Source organism: Streptococcus suis, from assembly GCF_016775005.1.
Lineage (GTDB): Bacteria > Bacillota > Bacilli > Lactobacillales > Streptococcaceae > Streptococcus > Streptococcus suivaginalis.
Genome location: NZ_JAEUXI010000005.1, coordinates 126,146 through 145,632 on the forward strand (window position 1 = coordinate 126,146; position 19,487 = coordinate 145,632).

Annotated in this window: 24 protein-coding genes and 1 pseudogene; 19 read left to right on the forward strand and 6 right to left on the reverse strand. The window is 44.1% G+C overall.

The annotated features are described in order from the left end of the window. The first annotated feature begins 140 nt into the window (after positions 1-140). The 9 genes from JNG37_RS07005 to JNG37_RS07045 all read left to right on the forward strand — a co-directional run bounded on the left by JNG37_RS07005 (position 141) and on the right by JNG37_RS07045 (position 6,194). Positions 141-359, forward strand: a complete 219-nt coding sequence (locus JNG37_RS07005; protein WP_158456675.1) for a YqgQ family protein — start codon at positions 141-143, stop codon at positions 357-359. Next, a complete protein-coding gene (locus JNG37_RS07010; protein ID WP_158456901.1) occupies positions 359-745 on the forward strand; it encodes a rhodanese-like domain-containing protein in 387 nt (128 codons plus the stop codon). Before JNG37_RS07005 ends, JNG37_RS07010 begins: the two co-directional genes overlap by 1 nt. A 50-nt stretch (positions 746-795) precedes the next feature. Further along, positions 796-1,575 carry a hypothetical protein gene (locus JNG37_RS07015; protein WP_158456673.1) on the forward strand — a complete coding sequence of 260 codons (780 nt, stop codon included), beginning with the start codon at positions 796-798 and terminating at the stop codon, positions 1,573-1,575. 112 nt (positions 1,576-1,687) lie between these two features. Continuing rightward, positions 1,688-2,227 carry a 16S rRNA (guanine(966)-N(2))-methyltransferase RsmD gene (rsmD, locus tag JNG37_RS07020; RefSeq protein WP_158456671.1) on the forward strand — a complete coding sequence of 180 codons (540 nt, stop codon included), beginning with the start codon at positions 1,688-1,690 and terminating at the stop codon, positions 2,225-2,227. Next, entirely contained in the window at positions 2,217-2,696 is a 480-nt protein-coding gene (gene coaD / locus JNG37_RS07025) for a pantetheine-phosphate adenylyltransferase (RefSeq protein ID WP_158456669.1), read from the forward strand. Before rsmD ends, coaD begins: the two co-directional genes overlap by 11 nt. Beyond that, entirely contained in the window at positions 2,693-3,751 is a 1,059-nt protein-coding gene (locus JNG37_RS07030; RefSeq protein ID WP_158456667.1) for a SepM family pheromone-processing serine protease, read from the forward strand. Before coaD ends, JNG37_RS07030 begins: the two co-directional genes overlap by 4 nt. Before the next feature lie 113 nt (positions 3,752-3,864). After that, the gene (locus JNG37_RS07035) at positions 3,865-4,545 is read left to right on the forward strand and encodes a YutD family protein (protein ID WP_158456665.1); all 681 of its coding nucleotides are present in this window, start codon (positions 3,865-3,867) and stop codon (positions 4,543-4,545) included. Between the two features lie 6 nt (positions 4,546-4,551). After that, positions 4,552-5,664: a 23S rRNA (adenine(2503)-C(2))-methyltransferase RlmN gene (gene rlmN, locus JNG37_RS07040; protein ID WP_158456663.1), complete on the forward strand. Its 1,113-nt coding sequence runs from the start codon at positions 4,552-4,554 to the stop codon at positions 5,662-5,664. Next, complete coding sequence (locus JNG37_RS07045; protein ID WP_158456661.1) at positions 5,661-6,194, forward strand: VanZ family protein; 534 nt, start codon at positions 5,661-5,663, stop codon at positions 6,192-6,194. Before rlmN ends, JNG37_RS07045 begins: the two co-directional genes overlap by 4 nt. A 41-nt stretch (positions 6,195-6,235) precedes the next feature. Here the strand turns inward: JNG37_RS07045 and nadE are convergent, their stop codons facing one another. From nadE to JNG37_RS07060, 3 genes are read right to left on the reverse strand one after another with little or no spacing between them, the layout of a single operon-like run. After that, complete coding sequence (gene nadE, locus JNG37_RS07050) at positions 6,236-7,060, reverse strand: ammonia-dependent NAD(+) synthetase (protein ID WP_158456659.1); 825 nt, start codon at positions 7,058-7,060, stop codon at positions 6,236-6,238. A gap of 12 nt (positions 7,061-7,072) precedes the next feature. Continuing rightward, positions 7,073-8,533: a nicotinate phosphoribosyltransferase gene (locus JNG37_RS07055; protein ID WP_158456657.1), complete on the reverse strand. Its 1,461-nt coding sequence runs from the start codon at positions 8,531-8,533 to the stop codon at positions 7,073-7,075. A gap of 53 nt (positions 8,534-8,586) precedes the next feature. After that, the gene (locus JNG37_RS07060) at positions 8,587-9,231 is read right to left on the reverse strand and encodes a prepilin peptidase (RefSeq protein ID WP_158456656.1); all 645 of its coding nucleotides are present in this window, start codon (positions 9,229-9,231) and stop codon (positions 8,587-8,589) included. Positions 9,232-9,351: 120 nt separating this feature from the next. On the opposite strand from JNG37_RS07060, the gene JNG37_RS07065 reads away from it, so the two are divergent. Continuing rightward, on the forward strand, positions 9,352-9,906 hold the full coding sequence (locus JNG37_RS07065) for a tRNA (mnm(5)s(2)U34)-methyltransferase (protein ID WP_158456654.1): 555 nt from the start codon (positions 9,352-9,354) through the stop codon (positions 9,904-9,906). Positions 9,907-9,921: 15 nt separating this feature from the next. On the opposite strand, the gene JNG37_RS07070 is transcribed toward JNG37_RS07065, so the two are convergent. Continuing rightward, positions 9,922-10,701, reverse strand: coding sequence for an ABC transporter ATP-binding protein (locus JNG37_RS07070; protein WP_158456652.1), 780 nt, complete (start codon positions 10,699-10,701; stop codon positions 9,922-9,924). Between the two features lie 117 nt (positions 10,702-10,818). Here JNG37_RS07070 and JNG37_RS07075 point away from each other — a divergent pair, with 117 nt between their 5' ends. The 6 genes from JNG37_RS07075 to JNG37_RS09915 all read left to right on the forward strand — a co-directional run bounded on the left by JNG37_RS07075 (position 10,819) and on the right by JNG37_RS09915 (position 14,414). Continuing rightward, positions 10,819-12,162, forward strand: coding sequence for a hemolysin family protein (locus JNG37_RS07075; protein ID WP_158456650.1), 1,344 nt, complete (start codon positions 10,819-10,821; stop codon positions 12,160-12,162). A gap of 138 nt (positions 12,163-12,300) precedes the next feature. Further along, positions 12,301-12,543 carry a hypothetical protein gene (locus JNG37_RS07080; RefSeq protein ID WP_158456648.1) on the forward strand — a complete coding sequence of 81 codons (243 nt, stop codon included), beginning with the start codon at positions 12,301-12,303 and terminating at the stop codon, positions 12,541-12,543. 3 nt (positions 12,544-12,546) lie between these two features. Beyond that, complete coding sequence (locus JNG37_RS07085; protein ID WP_158456646.1) at positions 12,547-12,690, forward strand: dihydrofolate reductase family protein; 144 nt, start codon at positions 12,547-12,549, stop codon at positions 12,688-12,690. 257 nt (positions 12,691-12,947) lie between these two features. Next, positions 12,948-13,739: a pyruvate formate-lyase-activating protein gene (pflA, locus tag JNG37_RS07090; RefSeq protein WP_158456644.1), complete on the forward strand. Its 792-nt coding sequence runs from the start codon at positions 12,948-12,950 to the stop codon at positions 13,737-13,739. 62 nt (positions 13,740-13,801) lie between these two features. Further along, positions 13,802-14,197 carry a glycoside hydrolase family 3 N-terminal domain-containing protein gene (locus JNG37_RS09910; protein WP_238336285.1) on the forward strand — a complete coding sequence of 132 codons (396 nt, stop codon included), beginning with the start codon at positions 13,802-13,804 and terminating at the stop codon, positions 14,195-14,197. Then, a complete protein-coding gene (locus JNG37_RS09915) occupies positions 14,187-14,414 on the forward strand; it encodes a glycoside hydrolase family 3 N-terminal domain-containing protein (protein ID WP_238336286.1) in 228 nt (75 codons plus the stop codon). The genes JNG37_RS09910 and JNG37_RS09915 overlap by 11 nt, the downstream gene beginning before the upstream one ends. Before the next feature lie 41 nt (positions 14,415-14,455). On the opposite strand, the gene JNG37_RS07100 is transcribed toward JNG37_RS09915, so the two are convergent. Continuing rightward, positions 14,456-15,298, reverse strand: a complete 843-nt coding sequence (locus JNG37_RS07100; protein WP_158456642.1) for a VOC family protein — start codon at positions 15,296-15,298, stop codon at positions 14,456-14,458. A gap of 143 nt (positions 15,299-15,441) precedes the next feature. Between JNG37_RS07100 and JNG37_RS07105 the strand changes: the two genes are divergently transcribed. Then, positions 15,442-15,789: a winged helix-turn-helix transcriptional regulator gene (locus tag JNG37_RS07105; protein ID WP_158456640.1), complete on the forward strand. Its 348-nt coding sequence runs from the start codon at positions 15,442-15,444 to the stop codon at positions 15,787-15,789. Positions 15,790-15,813: 24 nt separating this feature from the next. Here the strand turns inward: JNG37_RS07105 and JNG37_RS07110 are convergent, their stop codons facing one another. Beyond that, a complete protein-coding gene (locus tag JNG37_RS07110; protein ID WP_158456638.1) occupies positions 15,814-17,511 on the reverse strand; it encodes a M3 family oligoendopeptidase in 1,698 nt (565 codons plus the stop codon). A 137-nt stretch (positions 17,512-17,648) separates the two neighbouring features. Between JNG37_RS07110 and JNG37_RS07115 the strand changes: the two genes are divergently transcribed. Together JNG37_RS07115 and JNG37_RS07120 are read left to right on the forward strand one after the other, a co-directional pair. Next, a complete protein-coding gene (locus tag JNG37_RS07115) occupies positions 17,649-18,584 on the forward strand; it encodes a manganese-dependent inorganic pyrophosphatase (RefSeq protein ID WP_158456636.1) in 936 nt (311 codons plus the stop codon). Between the two features lie 408 nt (positions 18,585-18,992). Continuing rightward, positions 18,993-19,482: pseudogene (locus tag JNG37_RS07120) on the forward strand (phage tail protein). Positions 19,483-19,487 lie beyond the last annotated feature (5 nt).

Sequence of the window (19,487 nt, forward strand, 5' to 3'; positions counted from 1 at the left end):
TATCTTGAGATGGTTTTTTGATGTTGAAAATGTGTAAATGCTTGCTATTCTTGAAAGATAAGCGAAAAATGGACCGCTCAAAAAAATTACATATATTAAACCCTCTTGAAAAAGTCCTAATAATTTGCTACACTCTACTTATGAAAAGACTTTACGATGTGCAGCAGTTGCTGAAGCGATTTGGGATTATTGTCTATATGGGCAATCGTCTCTACGATATTGAAATGATGCAGATTGAGCTGAATCGGGTCTATCAAGCGGGTGTCCTAGATCGATTGGAATACCTTGAGGCAGAATTGGTCTTGCGACGGGAGCATCGTTTGGAGCTAGAGTATCAGAAAAGTAAGGAGAAATTGTGATGGAAACAGTGTGGACATTGCTTGCATTTGTTGTGATTTTAGGAGGCTGGATGGGCTTCAACTATTGGCGTTTGCGCCAGGCAGCGACGGTCATTGACAATGGCGAATTTGCTGAAAAAATCCAAGGTGGTCAGCTGATTGACCTACGCGAACCAAGTGAATTTCGTAAAAAACATATCTTGGGTGCCCGCAATATTCCTTACCAACAATTGCGCCAAAGTACTGCAGCCTTACGGAAGGACAAACCGATTTTGATCTATGAAAATGATCGTGGTCAATTGGTAACACCTGCAGCCCTGCATTTGAAAAAACAGGGATTTTCCAATATTTTCATTCTTCGCTATGGTTTAAATGGCTGGAATGGTAAAACAAAAGTTGCTAAGTAATAATAGTTTTTAGGAGTTTGGGTTAATAAATAGATAAGAGTGGTGTCAACATGAAGAAGAAGGGAAAAATTACAAAAAACTTACCGATTGTCAAACTCTTTTTACTTGCCAGTACCTTTGGCTTGTTATTGGGATTTGGTCTCTTGATTTATACTCTTGAAACAAGGGAAGATAGCAGAGCAACTGCCCAGGTTTCAAGCCCGACCAGTCCAGTGCAGTCTGCCTTGCAGTTGGCGGAAGCTGCCGTGACTAAACTGGAAGCAAGTCATTCAGAAACCAATCTCAAGGCTTCACAAACAGCCGTTGACAAGGTAGAGGACCAGGCTAAAAAAACAGCCCTCCAAGACCGTATCGACAAGGTCAAACAAGAAATGGCTAAAGAAGCAACAGCCCTCCAACAGGCAAAATTAAAGGCAGAAGCTGTAAAGGCTGAGGCGGAGAAAAAATATGCCGAGGAGAAGAAGGCGCAAGAAGACAAGTCTGAAAGCACAACCGCTTCCAGTTCGACGGAAGAACCAGCAGCTCAGACTAGTCAGGTTGTGACACCGAGTCAAACAACTGGAGCACGGACTAGTGTCAACTCTGCCAATCGGACATCGACATCGACGACAAAAGCCTCTACCGCTGCACCAAGCACTAGTAGTTCATCGACAACTACAGCACCAGCTGTACAAACGACACCGCCGGTTGAAACAGCAACCGCTCCAAGTACAGAAGTGAGCCAGCCAACCACTCCAGCAGCAGAAACGGAGGCACAGCCAGTGGCACCGACAGAACCTGTAGCTGAAGTAACACCAGAAGCACCAGTGGCAGAAACAGAGCAGCCATAGTGGATTTTAGGACTGATAATAGAAAGCAAACGATAGCTTGTAGGCTATCGTTCTTTTTTCTTTAATGAGGATATTTCCTCACTTTACTTAAATTTTTGCTATAATAGACTTTATGAGAATTGTATCTGGAAACTATGGCGGTAGACCCTTAAAAACCTTAGAAGGCAAGACAACCAGACCCACCTCGGACAAGGTGCGAGGAGCAATGTTCAATATGATTGGTCCCTATTTTGACGGCGGTAGGGTTTTGGATCTCTACGCAGGCAGTGGCGGTCTGTCTATCGAGGCTGTTTCTCGCGGCATGGAGTCAGCAGTTCTGGTCGAGCGGGATCGGCGAGCGCAAGCTATTATCCGCGACAATATCCGCATGACCAAGGAAGACAGCAAGTTTCAGCTCTTGGCTATGGAGGCCAAGCAAGCTTTGGCTCACTTGAGCGGATCCTTTGACCTGGTCTTTTTAGACCCTCCCTATGCAGCGGAAGACATTGTGGCAGACATTACCGAGCTGTGCCAGCGCCAGCTTTTGTCCCAAGAGGTCATGGTAGTCTGTGAGACGGATAAGGCGGTCTCTCTTCCGGAGGAAATAGCAGAGATGGGCATCTGGAAGGAAAAAATCTACGGAATCAGTAAGGTAACAGTATATGTCAGATAAGATTGGATTGTTCACCGGGTCTTTTGACCCCATTACCAATGGTCATCTGGACCTGATTGAGCGGGCTAGTGGTCTGTTTGATAAACTTTATGTGGGGATTTTCACCAATCCCAACAAGAAAGGCTTGCTTAGTCCAGAGCAGCGATTAGATGTTTTGGAGGACTTGTTTGCAAAGGAGGACAAGGTAGAAGCTTTTCTTGCTAAAAATGAATTGGTGGTAGATGTGGCGCATCGTCTTGGAGTGACGCATCTGGTGAGGGGGTTGCGCAATGCAACTGACCTGGAATACGAGTCTAGTTTTGATTTTTATAATCGTAGGCTAGCACCGGACTTGGAAACCGTTTATCTGATAGCTAAGCCAGAGTTAAAATTTGTTTCTTCGAGTCAAGTTCGGGAATTAGTACAGTTCGGTCAGGACATTAATCCATATGTCCCCTTGAGAGTTAGTCAGGAGTTAGATTCAAAATGAAAAATAGAAGAGTAAATCGGAAGTGGGTGCTAATCACTTCCATCGTCTTGGGAACCCTGTTGATTTGGTTTGCCATGTTTTATCCCCTTCCTTACTATATTGAGAGTCCTGGTGGGGCGATGGACGTTCGGTCTGTTCTTCAGGTCAATGGGGAAGTTGATCAGGAGGATGGCTCCTATAACTTTACCTATGTGACCGTCCAACAGGCTACAGCTATCAAACTCTTGTTTGCAGCGTTTGATGGTCACTCAGATATCCAATCCGAGCAAGAAATGACAGGTGGAGCAGATAGTGAAGAATACTATCGCATCGCACAATTTTATATGGAAACCTCTCAAAATTTGGCTAAGTATCAAGGTTTGACCTTGGCAGGGAAAGAAGTTACCATGGACTTCTTTGGTGTTTATGTCCTCGGTTTGGCAGAGGATTCGACCTTCCAAGGGATTCTAAATATTGCAGATACGGTTGTGAGTATTAATGGCAAAACCTTTGAGAGTTCAGCAGAATTGATTGACTATGTCAGCAGTTTGGAATTGGGATCAGATGTGACCGTAGGTTATGTGTCGAGCGGTATCGAACAAACAGCTGATGGACAAATCATCAAGCTGGAAAATGGAAAAAATGGGATTGGGATCTCCTTGGTGGACCATACGGAAGTGACCAGTGATGTGCCGATTGATTTCCAAACAGGAAATATCGGTGGTCCAAGTGCTGGTTTGATGTTTACCTTGTCTATCTATACGCAGTTGGCAGATCCCACCTTGCGCAGTGGCCGTGTGATTGCAGGAACAGGAACCATTGAACAGGACGGTTCCGTCGGTGATATCGGTGGAGCAGATAAAAAGGTACTTTCTGCAGCCAAGTCAGGTGCAACGGTCTTCTTTGTCCCAAATAATCCTGTTGATGAAGCTGTTTTGAAGGAAAATCCAAATGCCAAAACCAACTATGAGGAGGCCTTGAAAGTTGTTGAAGAAGAAGGTTTGCCAATCGAGCTTGTTCCAGTAACGACTGTTCAGGATGCCATTGATTATTTAGAAAAAACTAAGAGCGAGTAATCGCTCTTTTTTTGCATAGAATTGTCTGAAAATTCTCTAATTCAATGCCAAAGGCAAAGATTTATCAAATTCGTGTTATAATATAAAGGTTAAGATACTTTTGAGGAGGAAACATGAAGAAAGAAATTTCTCCAGAATTATACAATTACAATAAATTTCCAGGACCAAGCTTCGCCCGAGTGGGAGACAAGGTTGTTGCAGAGCAAATTCAATTAGACTTGGTGGAAAATTACAAGGAAGCCTTTGACCAAACTGCATTTGGGCAACGCTTCTCCCAGCTCATGCTCAAATTTGACTACATTGTGGGAGACTGGGGAAACGAGCAACTGCGGTTGAAAGGTTTTTACAAAGATGACCGCAAGGTGGCTTCCGAGCAGAAAATTGGTCGTTTGGATGATTATTTGACTGAGTTTTGCAATTTTGGTTGTGCCTATTTTATTTTAGAAAACCCAAATCCCCAAGAGTTGCCGGTCGAACTAGAAGACAAGCCAGCGCGCCGTCGACGCAATCGTTCCCGCAACCGCAATCGCCAGCAAGACTCTGCTGGCAAGCAGTCTCAAAATCAAAAGCAGCAAGGAACCAAGGGGACTAAGAAACAAGACTCCAAAAAACAAGAGCAGAAGAGACAAGAGAATAAAAAACAAGGTCAAAAAGCTACCTTTACCATCCGAAACGAAGAAAAATCCAGTCAGAGTCGCAAGAAAAAGATGGATAGAAAACCGGATCAACCACGTAAAAAAGCAGGTCAAGAACCAAAAGAAACCAAGAGAGGATTTGTCATTCGACAAAAGTAAGATCATATGAAACCATCCATTTATAGCCTAACAAGACAGGGACTAGTAGATTGGTCCTTGGAGCATGGTGAGAAAAAATTCCGTGCCACGCAAATCTGGGAATGGCTCTACCGATCCCGTGTTCAATCTTTTTCGGAAATGACCAACTTGCCCAAGTCTTTGATTGAAAAATTAGAAGAAAACTTTGTGGTCAATCCCCTCAAACAACGGATTGTTCAGGAGTCCAAGGACGGTACTATCAAATATCTGTTTGAGCTGCCAGATGGCATGTTGATTGAAACAGTTCTCATGCACCAGCACTATGGGCTTTCAGTCTGTGTGACAACCCAGGTTGGCTGTAATATCGGTTGTACCTTCTGTGCCTCTGGTTTGATTCCGAAACAACGTGACTTGACCAGCGGTGAGATCGTGGCTCAGATTATGTTGGTACAGAAATACCTGGATGAGCGTGAGAAAAACGAACGTGTCAGTCATATCGTTGTTATGGGGATCGGTGAACCATTGGATAACTATGATAATGTCATGTCTTTCTTGCGTGTAGTTAATGATGATAAGGGTTTGGGAATCGGAGCCCGTCACATCACTGTTTCCACTTCTGGTTTGGCGCCAAAAATCCGTGATTTTGCCCGCGAGGGAGTTCAGGTTAACTTGGCAGTATCCCTTCACGCACCAAATAACGATCTTCGTTCTAGCATCATGCGCATCAACCGTCGCTATCCAATCGAAGTCTTGTTTGAAGCGATTGAGGACTATATCAAGGTGACCAACCGCCGTGTGACCTTTGAATACATCATGCTCAATGAGGTCAATGATGGCGTGGAACAAGCTCAGGAATTGGCTGACTTGACCAAGAACATCCGTAAATTGTCTTATATCAACTTGATTCCCTACAATCCTGTTAGTGAGCATGACCAGTACAGCCGTTCAACCAGAGAACGGACCTTGGCTTTCTTCGATGTCTTGAAGAAAAATGGGGTTAACTGTGTCGTTCGCCAGGAACATGGTACAGATATCGATGCGGCTTGTGGTCAGTTACGTTCTAATACTCTCAAAAAAGATCGAGAAAGGGCGCGTGCTCGAATCGCCGCAGCCAAAGCCAAGGCAGGTATTCAGGCATGAGGCATCTCTTTGATGAGAGTGGACAAGTAGCCCCCTTGGGTAGAAAAATCTTGTGGTTGCTTTGTTGCCTCTACACAGGTTTTATCGTCTATCTCTGCTTTTTGCCACAAGGATTTTACCCCGGTATGCCCCGTTTTCAACTACCAGGTATCATCCAAATCGGACGGGTTTACTTGCTCTTGATTCCTTTTAACACGATAGTGAACGGCAGTCAGGCAGGTAGTTTGCAGGATTTTATTCTAGCAGTTTTGCAGAACTTTACCAACATTTTTCTGCTCTTTCCCTTGGTTTTTGCTTTTCTTTTCCTTTTTGAAAAATGGCGAGGCCTTCGAGCAGTTATACGGTACAGCTTTTTGATGAGTCTGTTTATCGAGACAAGTCAACTAGTCCTGGATCTTTTATTTGATGTTGGTAGAGTGGTTGAAATTGATGACCTCTGGACCAATACTCTGGGCGGAGTTCTAGCCTATTTTACCTATCAACTCTGGATCAAAGCCTACCAACACTGGGCCAAGTATCAGAAGCCATAAAGCAAAAACCCCTGACGGTTGCCTATCGTCAGGGGTTAATTTTATTTCCAAAAATCATCAAAAATAGTAATTGGCAGGTGGCGTTTATGGGCTGTTTTGTTCCACCATCCTTCGATAATGGTTTGGGCTTGAGGGTCGATGGTTTTGCCTTCAAGATAGTCGTCGATTTGGTTATAGGTAACACCGAGTGCGACTTCGTCAGCAAGGCCTGGTTTGTCTTCTTCCAAGTCTGCAGTCGGAACTTTGAGGTAGAGTTTTTCATCTGCCCCCAGTTCAGCTAGGAGCTGTTTTCCTTGACGTTTGTTGAGGCGGAAGAGGGGGAGAATGTCTGCACCGCCGTCGCCGTGCTTGGTAAAGAAGCCAGTGATATTTTCAGCGGCATGGTCGGTTCCGATAACCGCTCCCTTGCGTTCCCCAGCGATAGCGTATTGGGCAATCATGCGCATGCGGGCTTTAGCATTTCCCTTATTAAAATCAGACATAGTAAGCCCATTTGCATTGACTGCAGCCACCATGGCATCTGTCGATTCCTTGATGTTGATGGTTAAGCTGACATCTGGTTGAATAAAGGCTAGGGCTGCTTGGGCGTCAGACTCGTCAGCTTGCACAGCGTAAGGGAGGCGGATAGCGATAAATTGATAAGAATCGTCACCTGTTTCCGCCCGCATTTCTTCCATAGTCAGCTGAGCCAAACGACCAGCCAAGGTCGAATCTTGTCCACCAGAAATCCCCAAGACATAGGTTTTCAAAAATGGGTGTTTTTTCAGGTAGTCTTTGAGAAAGTCGATGGAGCGACGGATTTCTTCTTTGGGGTCAATATGTGACTTGACACCTAATTCTTTGATGATTGTTTCCTGTAGGGTCATAACATACCTTTCTTAGATGGATTTGGTCTGAGTTTGTTTGCGGATACGATTGATGAGGTTCATCTTATTATCCCAAACATCTTGTGCCAAGTCGACTGGATAGAGCTGTGGGTTGAGCACACGTTTGTATTCATCCCAGAGCTTATCAAATTCTTGATTGGCATAGGTTTGAATTTCCGCTAGGCTTGGAAGTTCATAGACCTGTTTTCCTTTTTCGAAAATAGGAACTAGGAGTGGACGTGCATCAAAGTTTTCGATGGTTTTATTGATGTAGGTGTAAGTTGGATGGAACATATAGATACTATCCATCTGTGTGACATCAGTGTCCGCAAAGGTGATGTAGTCCCCTTCTGATTTTCCTTTTTCTTTGGAGGTGATGCGCCAAACCTGTTTCTTACCAGGAGTGGAGACTTTTTCCGCATTAGAAGATAGCTTGATGGTATCACGCATATTTCCATCTTCATCTTCGATGGATACAATCTTGTAGACAGCGCCCAAGGCAGGTTGGTCGTAGGCGGTGATGAGTTTGGTACCAACTCCCCAGACATCAATTTTTGCCTTTTGCATTTTGAGGTTGAGGATGGTATTTTCATCGAGGTCATTAGATGCGTAAATCTTCGCATCTGTAAAACCTGCATCATCTAATTGCTGACGAACTTTCTTGGAAATATAGGCCATATCGCCTGAATCGATCCGAACCCCTTTGAAGTTAATCTTATCTCCCATTTCTTTGGCAACCTTGATGGCTGCTGGAACACCAATACGAAGCGTATCGTAGGTATCAACGAGGAAGACACAGTCATGATGGGTTTCAGCATAGGCCTTGAATGCCTTGTAGTCATCGCCATAGGCTTGGACCAAGGCGTGGGCATGGGTACCAGCGACAGGGATGCCGAAGATTTTGCCAGCTCGAACATTGGAAGTCGCAGATGCTCCACCAATAAAGGCTGCCCGTGTACCCCAGATAGCAGCATCCATTTCTTGGGCACGGCGAGTGCCAAATTCCATCAAGGGCTCATCTTCAATGACAGCCTTGATACGGCGAGCTTTTGTAGCAATCAGGGTTTGGTAGTTGACGATATTTAAGAGAGCAGTCTCAATCAACTGACATTGGGCAAGGGGTCCTTCGACTTGCAAGAGGGGTTCATTGGCATAGACCAGGTCACCTTCTAGTGCAGAGCGAACGGTTAGCTCCATCTCCAAATTTGCCAAATAATCTAAAAAGTCTTGTGGATAGCCTAGACTTTCTAGGTAGTCGATGTCGGTTTGGCTGAAACGAAGGTTATTCAGATAGTGAACAATCCGCTCTAAACCTGCAAAGACAGCATAGCCGTTTTGGAAAGGTTGTGAACGGAAGTAAACTTCAAATACAGCGTGTTTATTGTGGGTCTGTTGGTTAAAATAGACCTGCATCATGTTGATTTGATAAAGATCGGTATGCAGGGTTAAACTGTCATCTGTAAAAACTGTCATAGCTTTCTCCTTTATTCTTCCTATTATACCAAAAAAATCGAGCTAGGCTCGATTTAGAGGGTGATAGTGATGATGAGACTGGCCAAAAATAGAAAAGGTACATAAGGTAGAGATTTTGGTGTAAAAACCCAAAAGACTGCCAGTCCTAAGATAGAACTAATCTGAATAATCCAGAGGATTTCGGTCAATCCAAATAAGAGGGAGAGGCTTGCCAGATAGAGAAAGTCACCGGAACCAATATTGATTTGCCATTTTTCAGTCAGATAGGCCAAGAGTAAAAAGCCACAGAAAAGCCAGTTGAGCTGGGAGAGTACCAGAGCTATAAAAGTAAAAACGAGCCAGACAGCAAAAGGATATTCCTGATGTTTGATGTCGTAAATGGTCAAAACTAGCCCTGCTAAGATAATGATGGTTTCGATTAGGCTTAGGACTTGAAAATGGCAGAGCAGGACAACTAGACCAGCTAAGAACTCCAGTCCCAGATACCAATAAGATATCTTGGCCTTGCAGTAACGGCATTTGGATTTTGTCGAAAGTTGGGAGAGGATTGGAACTAGGTCCCAGGCTTTGAGCCGTCGCTTGCAGGCATTACAGTGACTAGAGGGGGCGATAATAGACTGTCCAGGGAAACGGTCGATGACCAATCCCAAGAAGGAGCCGATAGAAGCTCCAAGGAAAAATAGGATAATTGTCTTCATACCTATTTATTCGTAATTGGGTGAGGAAAATGTGATATTTTTTATAATTTTTTGAAGATAGAAAATATGCTATACTAAGTGTGATACATTTTATGAAAATAGAGTACATTAGGAGAGAAGATGCTTAGACCTTTACACATGGCTCATGCCTTTTTAGATGAGATATTAACAGACCAGGACCTAGCGGTCGATGCGACGATGGGAAATGGCCATGACACGCTATTTTTAGCCCAACGAGCAGGAAAAGTTGTGGCCTTTGATATTCAGGAACAAGCCCTGACCACAACGGCTGAAAAACTAGAAAAAGCTGGCTTGACCAATACCCAATTGGTTTTGACAGGACACGAAAACCTAGACCAGTATGTGGAGGAGTGCAAGGCAGCAATTTTCAATCTGGGCTATCTTCCTTCGGCGGATAAGTCAGTCATCACCCTGCCTGCAACCACCCTTCAAGCTATTGAAAAAGTTCTTGACCGACTGGTTGTTGGGGGGCGCCTAGCCATCATGGTTTACTATGGTCACGAGGGCGGAGCTCTTGAGAAGGATGCAGTCTTAGATTTTATCAGCCAGTTAGACCAGACCGTCTTTACTGCCATGCTCTATAAACCGCTCAACCAAGTCAATACCCCACCATTTTTGGTGATGGTGGAACGATTAAAATCCAGCTCAAACTAGGGCTGGATTTGTTTTTTATAATATCGGCTTAATGAACAATCTTCCCTCACCCAAGTCAATCAATTCCACCTGATTGCCATAAAAATTGCTGAGGAGTTCAGGTGTCAGGATGTCTTCTTTGGTTCCCTGTGCCAAGACCATGCCATCTTTGAGCAGGAGGACATGGGTGAAATTATCAGTGATTTCTTCGGCGTGATGGGTGACGTAGATAATGGCGGGAGCCGTTGGGAGTTGACAGATATGGTCGATGTGGTGGAGCAGGCGTTCGCGAGCCAAGAGGTCTAAGCCCACAGTAGCCTCGTCTAAAATCAAAATAGCCGGCTCTTCCATCAAACTGCGGGCAATCAGCAGGAGTTGGCGTTCACCTTGTGACAAACTAGCATAGGTCCGACCGATTAAGTGCTCAGCCTTAATGGTTTTGAGCATGTCTATGGCTTCATCCAATTCAGCTTGTCCATACTCACGGTAGAGGATGGAGGATTTGTACTTTCCAGTCAGGACAATCTGCTCAGCTGTCAAATCAATGGGAAAGCGTTCGGCAAGGAAAGAACCAACGACCCCAATCTTTGTGCGTAGGCTAGGAATATCTCCCTTGCCAAACTCCACTCCAAGCACCGTCAGGTCACCAGAGGTCTTCCAAAACTCAGCCATTAAAATACGAAGAAGGGTTGACTTTCCAGCCCCATTGAGCCCTAAAATAGCCCAACGCTCTCCTGGTTTAAATTCCCAGTTGATATCCCGTAAGAGATAGTCTCCTTGTCTTTTATAGGACAGGTTTTTCATTGATAGGACCATCTGTTTCTCCAATCTTCGTCTTTTCCTAGAATGGACCAAATTTCTGGTCCAAATTCCCATATTTTTTTGCAGATATGGTATAATAGTTTCATTATAACATTTTTTTAGGAGAAGACCATGGAAGACCCCGGTAGTCAGACCATTCATTTACAGATTTTATTATTGTTCCTATTGACCTTGCTCAATGCCTTCTTTTCAGCCTCAGAAATGGCCCTTGTCTCCCTTAATCGATCACGGGTGGAGCAAAAAGCTGCAGAAGGTGAGAAAAAATTCATTCGCTTGTTGTCAGTTTTAGAAAATCCTAACAATTTTCTATCGACCATTCAAGTTGGGATAACCTTTATTTCCATCTTGTCAGGGGCGAGTTTAGCCAATGATTTGGGAGCTATCTTTGCCCAATGGATGGGCAATTCAACCACTGCGCAAACGGCTGGTTACTGGCTGGCTTTGGCCATGTTGACATTTGTGTCTATCGTGCTAGGAGAATTATATCCCAAGCGCATTGCCATGAACATGAAGGAAAATCTGGCAGTGATATCGGCCCCGATTATCATTTTTCTAGGGAAGATTGTCAGTCCCTTCGTCTGGCTCTTGTCTGCTGCAACCAACTTGATTAGTCGCATTACTCCGATGGAATTTGATGATGCCGATGATAAGATGACGCGGGACGAGATTGAGTACATTTTGACCAAGAGTGAAGAGACTCTCGATGCCGAAGAGATTGAGATGCTTCAGGGGATTTTCTCTCTGGATGAGTTGGTGGCGCGTGAGGTTATGGTGCCACGAACAGATGCCTTTATGATTGATATTGAGGAAGAAACCAGTGTCATCATGTCTCAGATTCTCAAGCAGAATTTTTCACGGATTCCTGTTTACGATGGGGACAAGGATAATATTATCGGTTTGATTCATACCAAGAAATTGCTAGCAGAAGCCTATGCCAATGGATTTGAAAACCTTAATATTCGTCGGATCATGCAGGAACCGCTCTTCGTTCCAGAAACGATTTTTGTGGATGATTTGCTTAAATCCCTCCGCAATACGCAAAATCAGATGGCCATTTTATTGGATGAATATGGTGGAGTGGCTGGTTTGGTGACCCTAGAGGACTTGTTGGAGGAAATCGTTGGGGAAATCGATGATGAAACAGATAAGACAGAAATTTTTGTTCGTGAAATTGGAGAGCACACCTATATTGTCCAAGGGAATATGACCTTGAACGATTTCAATGAACACTTTGGTACAGAGTTAGAAAGTGATGACGTGGATACCATTGCAGGTTTCTACCTGACAGGTTTGGGGACTATCCCGACCCAGGAAGAAAAAGAAAGCTATGAGCTGGATAACAACGGTTTCCATCTTGTCATGATCAATGACAAGGTGAAAAATGGTCGTGTGACCAAATTGAAAATCTTGTTGACTCCGCTTGAAGTTGACGATGAAGAAAAAGTAAATGACTAATACTGGAAACCAGTTTCTGAAAATAGAAACTGGTTTTCTTTATTCATTCGGGTAAAAAGGATATACTGGGGAGTATCACGAATTCGGAGGAATTGGAATGCACAATTAACTGTATTTTTACATTTGTCTTTAGACGGAATGGCGGAGGTCCCAGTGGGGGCTATGGATATTGGCTACATAGCCTATAATAAAGAGATAGAAGCATTTGCCAATCGTTCGCTAGAAACTGCGACTACTATTTTATGGGGAAGTACAACCAATGAAATGATGCACCAGTATTGGCCAACCATGTTGGATAATCCAGAAGCGAGTGAGCATGAGAGTAGGCATGCAGCTTGGATTCAAGAAGTGGAAAAACTGGTTTGTTCGAATCGTCTGTAAGAGGTGACTTGGAAAAATGCTAGCTTGTTGCAGGGAGATTGTTTGGAAGAAATTCGACGGGTCAAGGAAGCAGAGGGTGGTGACATTGTCGTGTTGGGAAGTCCTCGTTTAGCTCAAACTTTATTGAAGGCTGGATTGGTGAATTGATTACGGCTGACTATTTCGCCAGTTGTGGTCGGTGGAGGCTTTGCCCTATTTGACCAAGTTACAAGCAATCTTGAACTGCTCGAAGCCGAAACTATATCAACAGGTGCCTTGGGCTGGACCTATCGAGTCTTACCTAGTGAATCTGTCCATTAGTCTAGCAGGAAGGTCTGGGTTTTCCTCATCTTTTCTTGCAAATTTTCTATAGAAGCGTTTTCATATTTATGTTATAATACTCTTAAGAAGAAAACGAGGATGGAATCATGGAAGAAGTAGATTACAGAAAAGTAACAGGTCTAGTACATTCGACTGAGAGTTTTGGCTCTGTAGATGGGCCTGGCGTGCGTTTTGTGGTCTTTATGCAAGGCTGCCACATGCGGTGTCAGTATTGCCATAACCCTGATACTTGGGATTTGGTCAATCCTGCTGCCAAGGAGCGGACGGCTGAGGATGTGCTCAATGAAGCACTTCGTTTCCGGATGTTCTGGGGCAAGGAAGGGGGCATTACTGTTTCAGGCGGTGAAGCCACTATTCAGATTGATTTCTTGATTGCACTCTTTACCCTTGCAAAAGAAAAGGGCATTCACACAACATTGGATACCTGTGCGCTGACCTTCCGTTCGACCGAGCGGTATTTGGAAAAATACAATCGCTTGATGGCGGTGACAGACTTGGTGCTCCTAGATATTAAGGAGATCAATCCTGACCAGCACCGTATTGTGACAGGTCATAGTAATAAAACCATTTTAGAGTGTGCTCGTTACCTATCGGATATTGGCAAGCCTGTTTGGATTCGCCATGTCTTGGTTCCAGGCTTGACAGACCGAGATGAGGATTTGCTTGAATTGGGTAAATTTGTTAAAACGCTAAATAATGTCGAGCGTTTTGAAGTCTTGCCTTATCACAACCTTGGAGAATTCAAGTGGCGTGAGCTGGGCAGACCCTACCCGCTCGAAGGAACAAAGCCACCGAGCAAAGAACGTGTTCTAAATGCCAAAGCCCTGATGGAGACAGAATCCTATCAAGATTATCTAAATCGAATAAAAGGATAGTAAATGTGCGTAGAGCTAGAGTAAAAAAATATCTAGGTGTTAGACAAACACTTTTAATATGTTTGTCGATTCTTGCTTTCTTGCCCCTGCTATATCTACTAAATAAAAGAGATGGACAGTCTATCAACAGTCCTTCTTTTGTGACTGTTCAGGAAATTTCTGTTAAGGATAAACGTGTCTCCGATTACTTGCGACAGATGACCTTAGAAGAAAAGGTCGGTCAGATGATTTTTGCTCGGATGCCATCTGCAGGACAAGCTGAGGCATTGGAAACCTATCATTTTGGAGGCTATATCTTATTTTCACGGGATTATGAAGGTAAGAACTTAGAACAAGTCAAGGAAGAAATTGCTTCTTATCAAGCCCAATCCAAAGTACCACTTTTGATTACCTCAGATGAGGAAGGTGGGACGGTAACGAGGATTAGTCAACTTCTGGAAACACCTTATGACGGATGATTTTGATATGCAAGGCTTGGTCCAATTTGTAGATCAAGATACAGGTGCCTTGCAGACCATTCAAGCTGGGACAGATATGGTATTGTCTTCAAGTTATGTCAGTCAAATTCCTTATATTATCGAACAAGTGCAGAATGGTACAATTACAGAGGAGCGAATTGACCAATCTGTCAAACGAATTTTGGGAATGAAATACGATCTTGGCTTAATCAAATAAATAAAGAAAAGGAAGTGCTCATGCATTTCCTTTTCATCTTTCTACTCTAAGATAAGTTTGGTTTTGATACCATCCACATCAACAAAAGCTGCGCTATTGTCTAGTCTGTGAAGGTTTAGGTTTGCGGCAATGGCACGATTCAAGGTTGCTTCAAATACTTCTGGATTGGAATAGATGACTGTATAGTAGGCAAGACCTGGCATGCCTTCTTGTCTGGTTTGCAGATTTTTTCCTCCCCATTCATTGACAGCTAGGTGGTGGTGGTAGTTACCAGAAGCCAACCAAGAGGCAGATGGAACGGTGAAATTATCTCTGACAGCTAGAACTTCTTGGTAAAATTTGCTAGAAGCAGCGCTTTCTCGGACAGATAGATGGACATGGCCCATACGACTGCCAGCAGGCATCTGATAGGCTGCGTCAGCTTTTTTCCCTAAAGCATAAATCGTTTCAGCATCCATTGGCTCAGATTTTCCAACAATTTGACCGTCAGCTCGAACATCCCATGCATCTTGTGGCAGGTCACGGTAAACTTCGATGCCATTGCCTTCGGTGTCGGCTAGGTAAATGGCTTCGCTGTAACCGTGGTCGCTGGCGCCTTGGAGGGGAATCTTATTGTCGATAAAGTGACGGAAAATGGTACCCAAGTCTTCACGGCTTGGTAGGACAATGGCCAAGTGGTAGAGGCCGTAGCTGTGGCTGACTTCGCCGTCCTGCTCTGTTTGAATCAGGCGGACAAGGGTGTTTTTTCCAACACCAAGGTCAATCTGGTTGGGGCTTTGGGAGAGAACTTGGAGCCCCAAGACTTGTTGGTAAAAGAGGCTTTGGAGTTCTAAATCGCGGACGTTGAGGGCGACATGGCCCAGTTCGAATTGGGAATTGTACATAGGAATACCTGGCTTTCTTATTCTACTCTTTTATGGTATGATTGTAGCAAATACAGTTCAAAATACAAGTAGGTATTTTTTTGAATAGTCACTATCTTTTTCTAAAGTAATGTGGCAATTCAAGGAAAAGAAGGAGAAGTTTGATGCCTGATTATCATACAAAAAATGTTTATGCCTGTCCTTACTTGGCAACGCAGACAGTCTTGTCAGGGAAATGGAATATTTTGTTATTGCATCATATTGAGGAAGGACCGATTCGGTTTAATGAATTGCATCGGCGGTTAGAAGGGATTTCCCAAGCAACCTTGACCAAGCAATTACGTCAATTAGAAGAAGACGGCTTGATTATGCGTAAGGTTTACGCCCAAGTTCCACCAAAAGTGGAATATGAACTGAGTGAGATTGGGCAGGAATTTAAGTTGGTCTTGGAGCAAATCGAAACTTTTGGGGATAAATACATCAACTTTGTCAAATCAAAAAAATCTGAATGAGCTGTTCATTCAGATTTTTGCGTTTTAGAGTTTGTCATCCTTAACTGCATCTAACCAATCGGCCGCAGCTTTGGCGGTACTTTCGAGGGCACCTTCTTTGAATGGTGATTGGAGGTTTGCGGCTTCAACCACTTGCAAGAAGGACTTGGTACCACCTAAATCACAGATGCGGATGTAGTCTTCCCAAGCATTTTCATCGTGATCTACCTGCGTACGTTTCCAGAATTGAAGGGCACAAACCTGGGCCAAGGTGTAGTCGATGTAGTAGAATGGACTAGCAAAGATATGACCTTGACGGTACCAGAAGATACCGCGGTTAAGAGCTTCTGACTCAGAATAATCACGGTCTGGCAGGTAGAGGTCTTGGAGTTTTTTCCAAGTTGCCTTACGTTCTGCTGGTGTCATTTCTGGATGTTCATAGACTTCGTGCTGGAAGTGGTCTACCAAGACACCGTAAGGCAAGAAGAGTAGGGCACTTGCCAAGTGGGTAAATTTATATTTATCGACTTGTTCCTTGAAGAAACGGTCCATCCAAGGCCAAGTCATAAATTCCATAGACATGGAGTGGATTTCACAGGTTTCATAGGTTGGCCAGACAACTTCTGGACTTTGAATCCAACGAGAACGATAAACTTGGAAGGCATGGCCTGCTTCGTGGGTCAAAACATCAATATCTCCGCTGGTTCCGTTGAAGTTAGAGAAGATGAATGGGCTCTTGAAGTCAGGAATGTATGTACAGTAGCCACCGCTGTTTTTGCCTGGTTTTGCGACCAAGTCCAAGAGTTCATGCTCAATCATGAAATCAAAGAACTCGCCCGTTTCAGCGGATAATTCACGGTACATGTTTTGGGCTTGGCTGACGATAAAGTCAGGGTCACCTTGAGGAACAGCATTTCCATCCAAGTACTCAAGGTTGAGGTCGTAGTGCTTGAGGCTTGGAACTTGCAAGCGTTTGGCTTGGCGTTGACGCAAATCTTGCACAATCGGTACGATGTGCTTGAGGATTTCTTCACGGTACACCTTGACCATGTCACGATTGTAGTCGAAACGGTTCATCTTGAGGTAGCCGTATTCCACATAGTCCTTGAAGCCAAGTTTGTGGGCGATTTCTGTGCGGACTTTTACTAATTCATCGTAAACACGGTCGAAATCAGCTTCCTTACTTTCAAAGAAGGCAGTTGTGGCAGCAGATGCAGCCTTACGGATCTCGCGGTCAGTTGATTGTCCGAATGGGCCCATTTGTGCCAGGTTGTAAGTCTGACCTTGGAAATCAATCTCTGCACCAGCAATCAATTTGCTGTACTCATCAGTCAATTCATTTTCCTTTTGGAACAAGGGAATCACATCAGATGAGAAGGTCTTGAGCTTGTTTTCTGCCTGCATGAAGAAGGTTTGAGGCAAGATGTCTGACAACTCTTCCTTGTAAGGCGTCTGGACAATGACACGGTAGTAGTTGGTGGTCAATTCTTCAAAGAGTGGCGAATATTCATTCCAAAACTTGGTTTCTTCATTGTAGAACTCATCGTTCATGTCGATAGTATGGCGGATCATCCAGAGGTTGTACTGGGTATCGACCAGGTTGAGTAATTTGGTAATAGCTGCCACAAGTGTACGAGTTGTTTCCAGGTCACTTGCTTGAGCCAACTGGTCTGTCAGGTCAGAAAATTGAGCCTTGATAGCTTCATAATCTGGACGAACATAGGTATAGTCTGAAAATTTCATATGTTTCTCCTTTTGTATTGCTACCTTCTATCTTACTCTTTTTGAAAACGTTTGGCAAATCCCGACCCGTCCATGTTCACAAGTCTTTCTATTTATGGTAAAATGTAGGAGATTATTAGAAAAATGAGGTTGTAGACATGTCTAAATTTTTAGTTTTTGGTCACCAAAATCCTGATACAGATGCCATTGCATCATCATACGGTTGGGCTCACTTGGAGCGTGAAGTATTTGGTCGTGATGCGGAAGCAGTTGCACTTGGAACGCCAAATGAAGAAACAGCTTTTGCACTTGACTATTTTGGTGTTACTGCACCGCGCGTGGTTGAGTCTGCTAAGGCAGAAGGCGTTAGCCAAGTCATCTTGACAGACCACAATGAATTCCAACAATCAATCGCAGACATCAAAGATGTAGAAGTGGCAGCTGTTATTGACCACCACCGTGTCGCAAACTTCGAAACGGCAAATCCATTGTACATGCGTTTGGAGCCAGTAGGTTCAGCATCTTCAATTGTTTACCGTGCCTTCAAAGAAAATGGTGTGACGCCTCCAAAAGAAGTGGCTGGTCTCCTCCTATCAGGTTTGATCTCAGATACCCTCTTGCTCAAATCGCCAACCACTCATGCAACAGATCCACAAGTAGCAGCTGAATTGGCTGAAATTGCTGGTGTGAACTTGGAAGAATACGGATTGGCACTTTTGAAAGCTGGTACCAACCTTGCCAGCAAATCAGCAGAAGAATTGATTGACATCGATGCGAAAACCTTTGGTTTGAATGGCAATGATGTGCGTGTGGCCCAAGTCAACACAGTGGACATTGCGGAAGTCTTGGAACGTCAAACAGAGATTGAAGCCGCTATGACAGCAGCATCAGCAGCAAATGGCTACTCTGACTTTGTCCTCATGATTACAGACATCGTTAACTCAAACTCTGAAATCCTTGCGCTCGGTAGCAACATGGACAAGGTGGAAGCAGCCTTCAACTTCAAGTTGGAAAATAACCACGCCTTCCTTGCAGGTGCCGTTTCACGTAAGAAACAAGTGGTGCCACAGTTGACTGACGCTTTCAACGCCTAATGAATTTTTCCACCGACCTCGAACCTGAAGTCGGTAGGGAGGCCTTGCCTAGCACCTTCGGGTGCTTTTTTCATTATCGTCATTTAGTTTATCTTTTATTACGTCGACGATCGAGGAAACGTCGTTTCCTTATTTCCAACTTCAAACATTCCACTGGAGTGTTTGAACTCGCCTTGCCTGATTGAAACAGTCTGGGGGACTGTTTCAAGTCAATGCCTAGAAACAAGAAAGCATTGAGTTATGCCTGCGGCTTTTGAAGCGAACTTGGTTCGCACTATCTCCAGCCTTCAAAGGTTCCCCAAACCTTTTTGTAACGAACTTTGTTCGCCCTATCTCCAACCTCCAAAGCTTCTCTGAACCTTTGGAGCGAGTACTAAAAGCAAACTAAAAGACTATAAAAGGAAAATCATGTCTTATACAGTAAATTTTAAAGAAGTCGAAACGATAGGCTTGGAAACTAGTCCAGTCGCAGAAGTCTTGGCCGGTCTGCGTGCTAATGAAGCCCGCTATTTCTGGAACAAATACAAGCAGGAGTTTGTGGTCTATACCCCAGAGGAGAAGCCTGAAATCCTACCCTTCATCGAGAAGGTCTTGGCAGACTCCTTTTGCTTTGATAGTCACTCCCCTGACTATCAAACTCCCCTACACTCCGCTCAATGTCGCTCAGCTTGAGGTAGATGGCATTCTCTGGTCCTTTGTCTTTTATGACAATGGTCTGGCTGTCAATGTCCTCTATACGCTAGAAGAAGGAGGAAAACGAGCGGTCGGTTTCAAATTATCAGACGGCATTGAAATTCCCAAAGAATTTGAAGGAAAATTCAAGTTTGCCCGCCAACGCTCCAAACTAGCTGGCGAAATTCGTGGCACCTTCTTTGTTGTCAAGGGCGAGTATTTATAGGATAG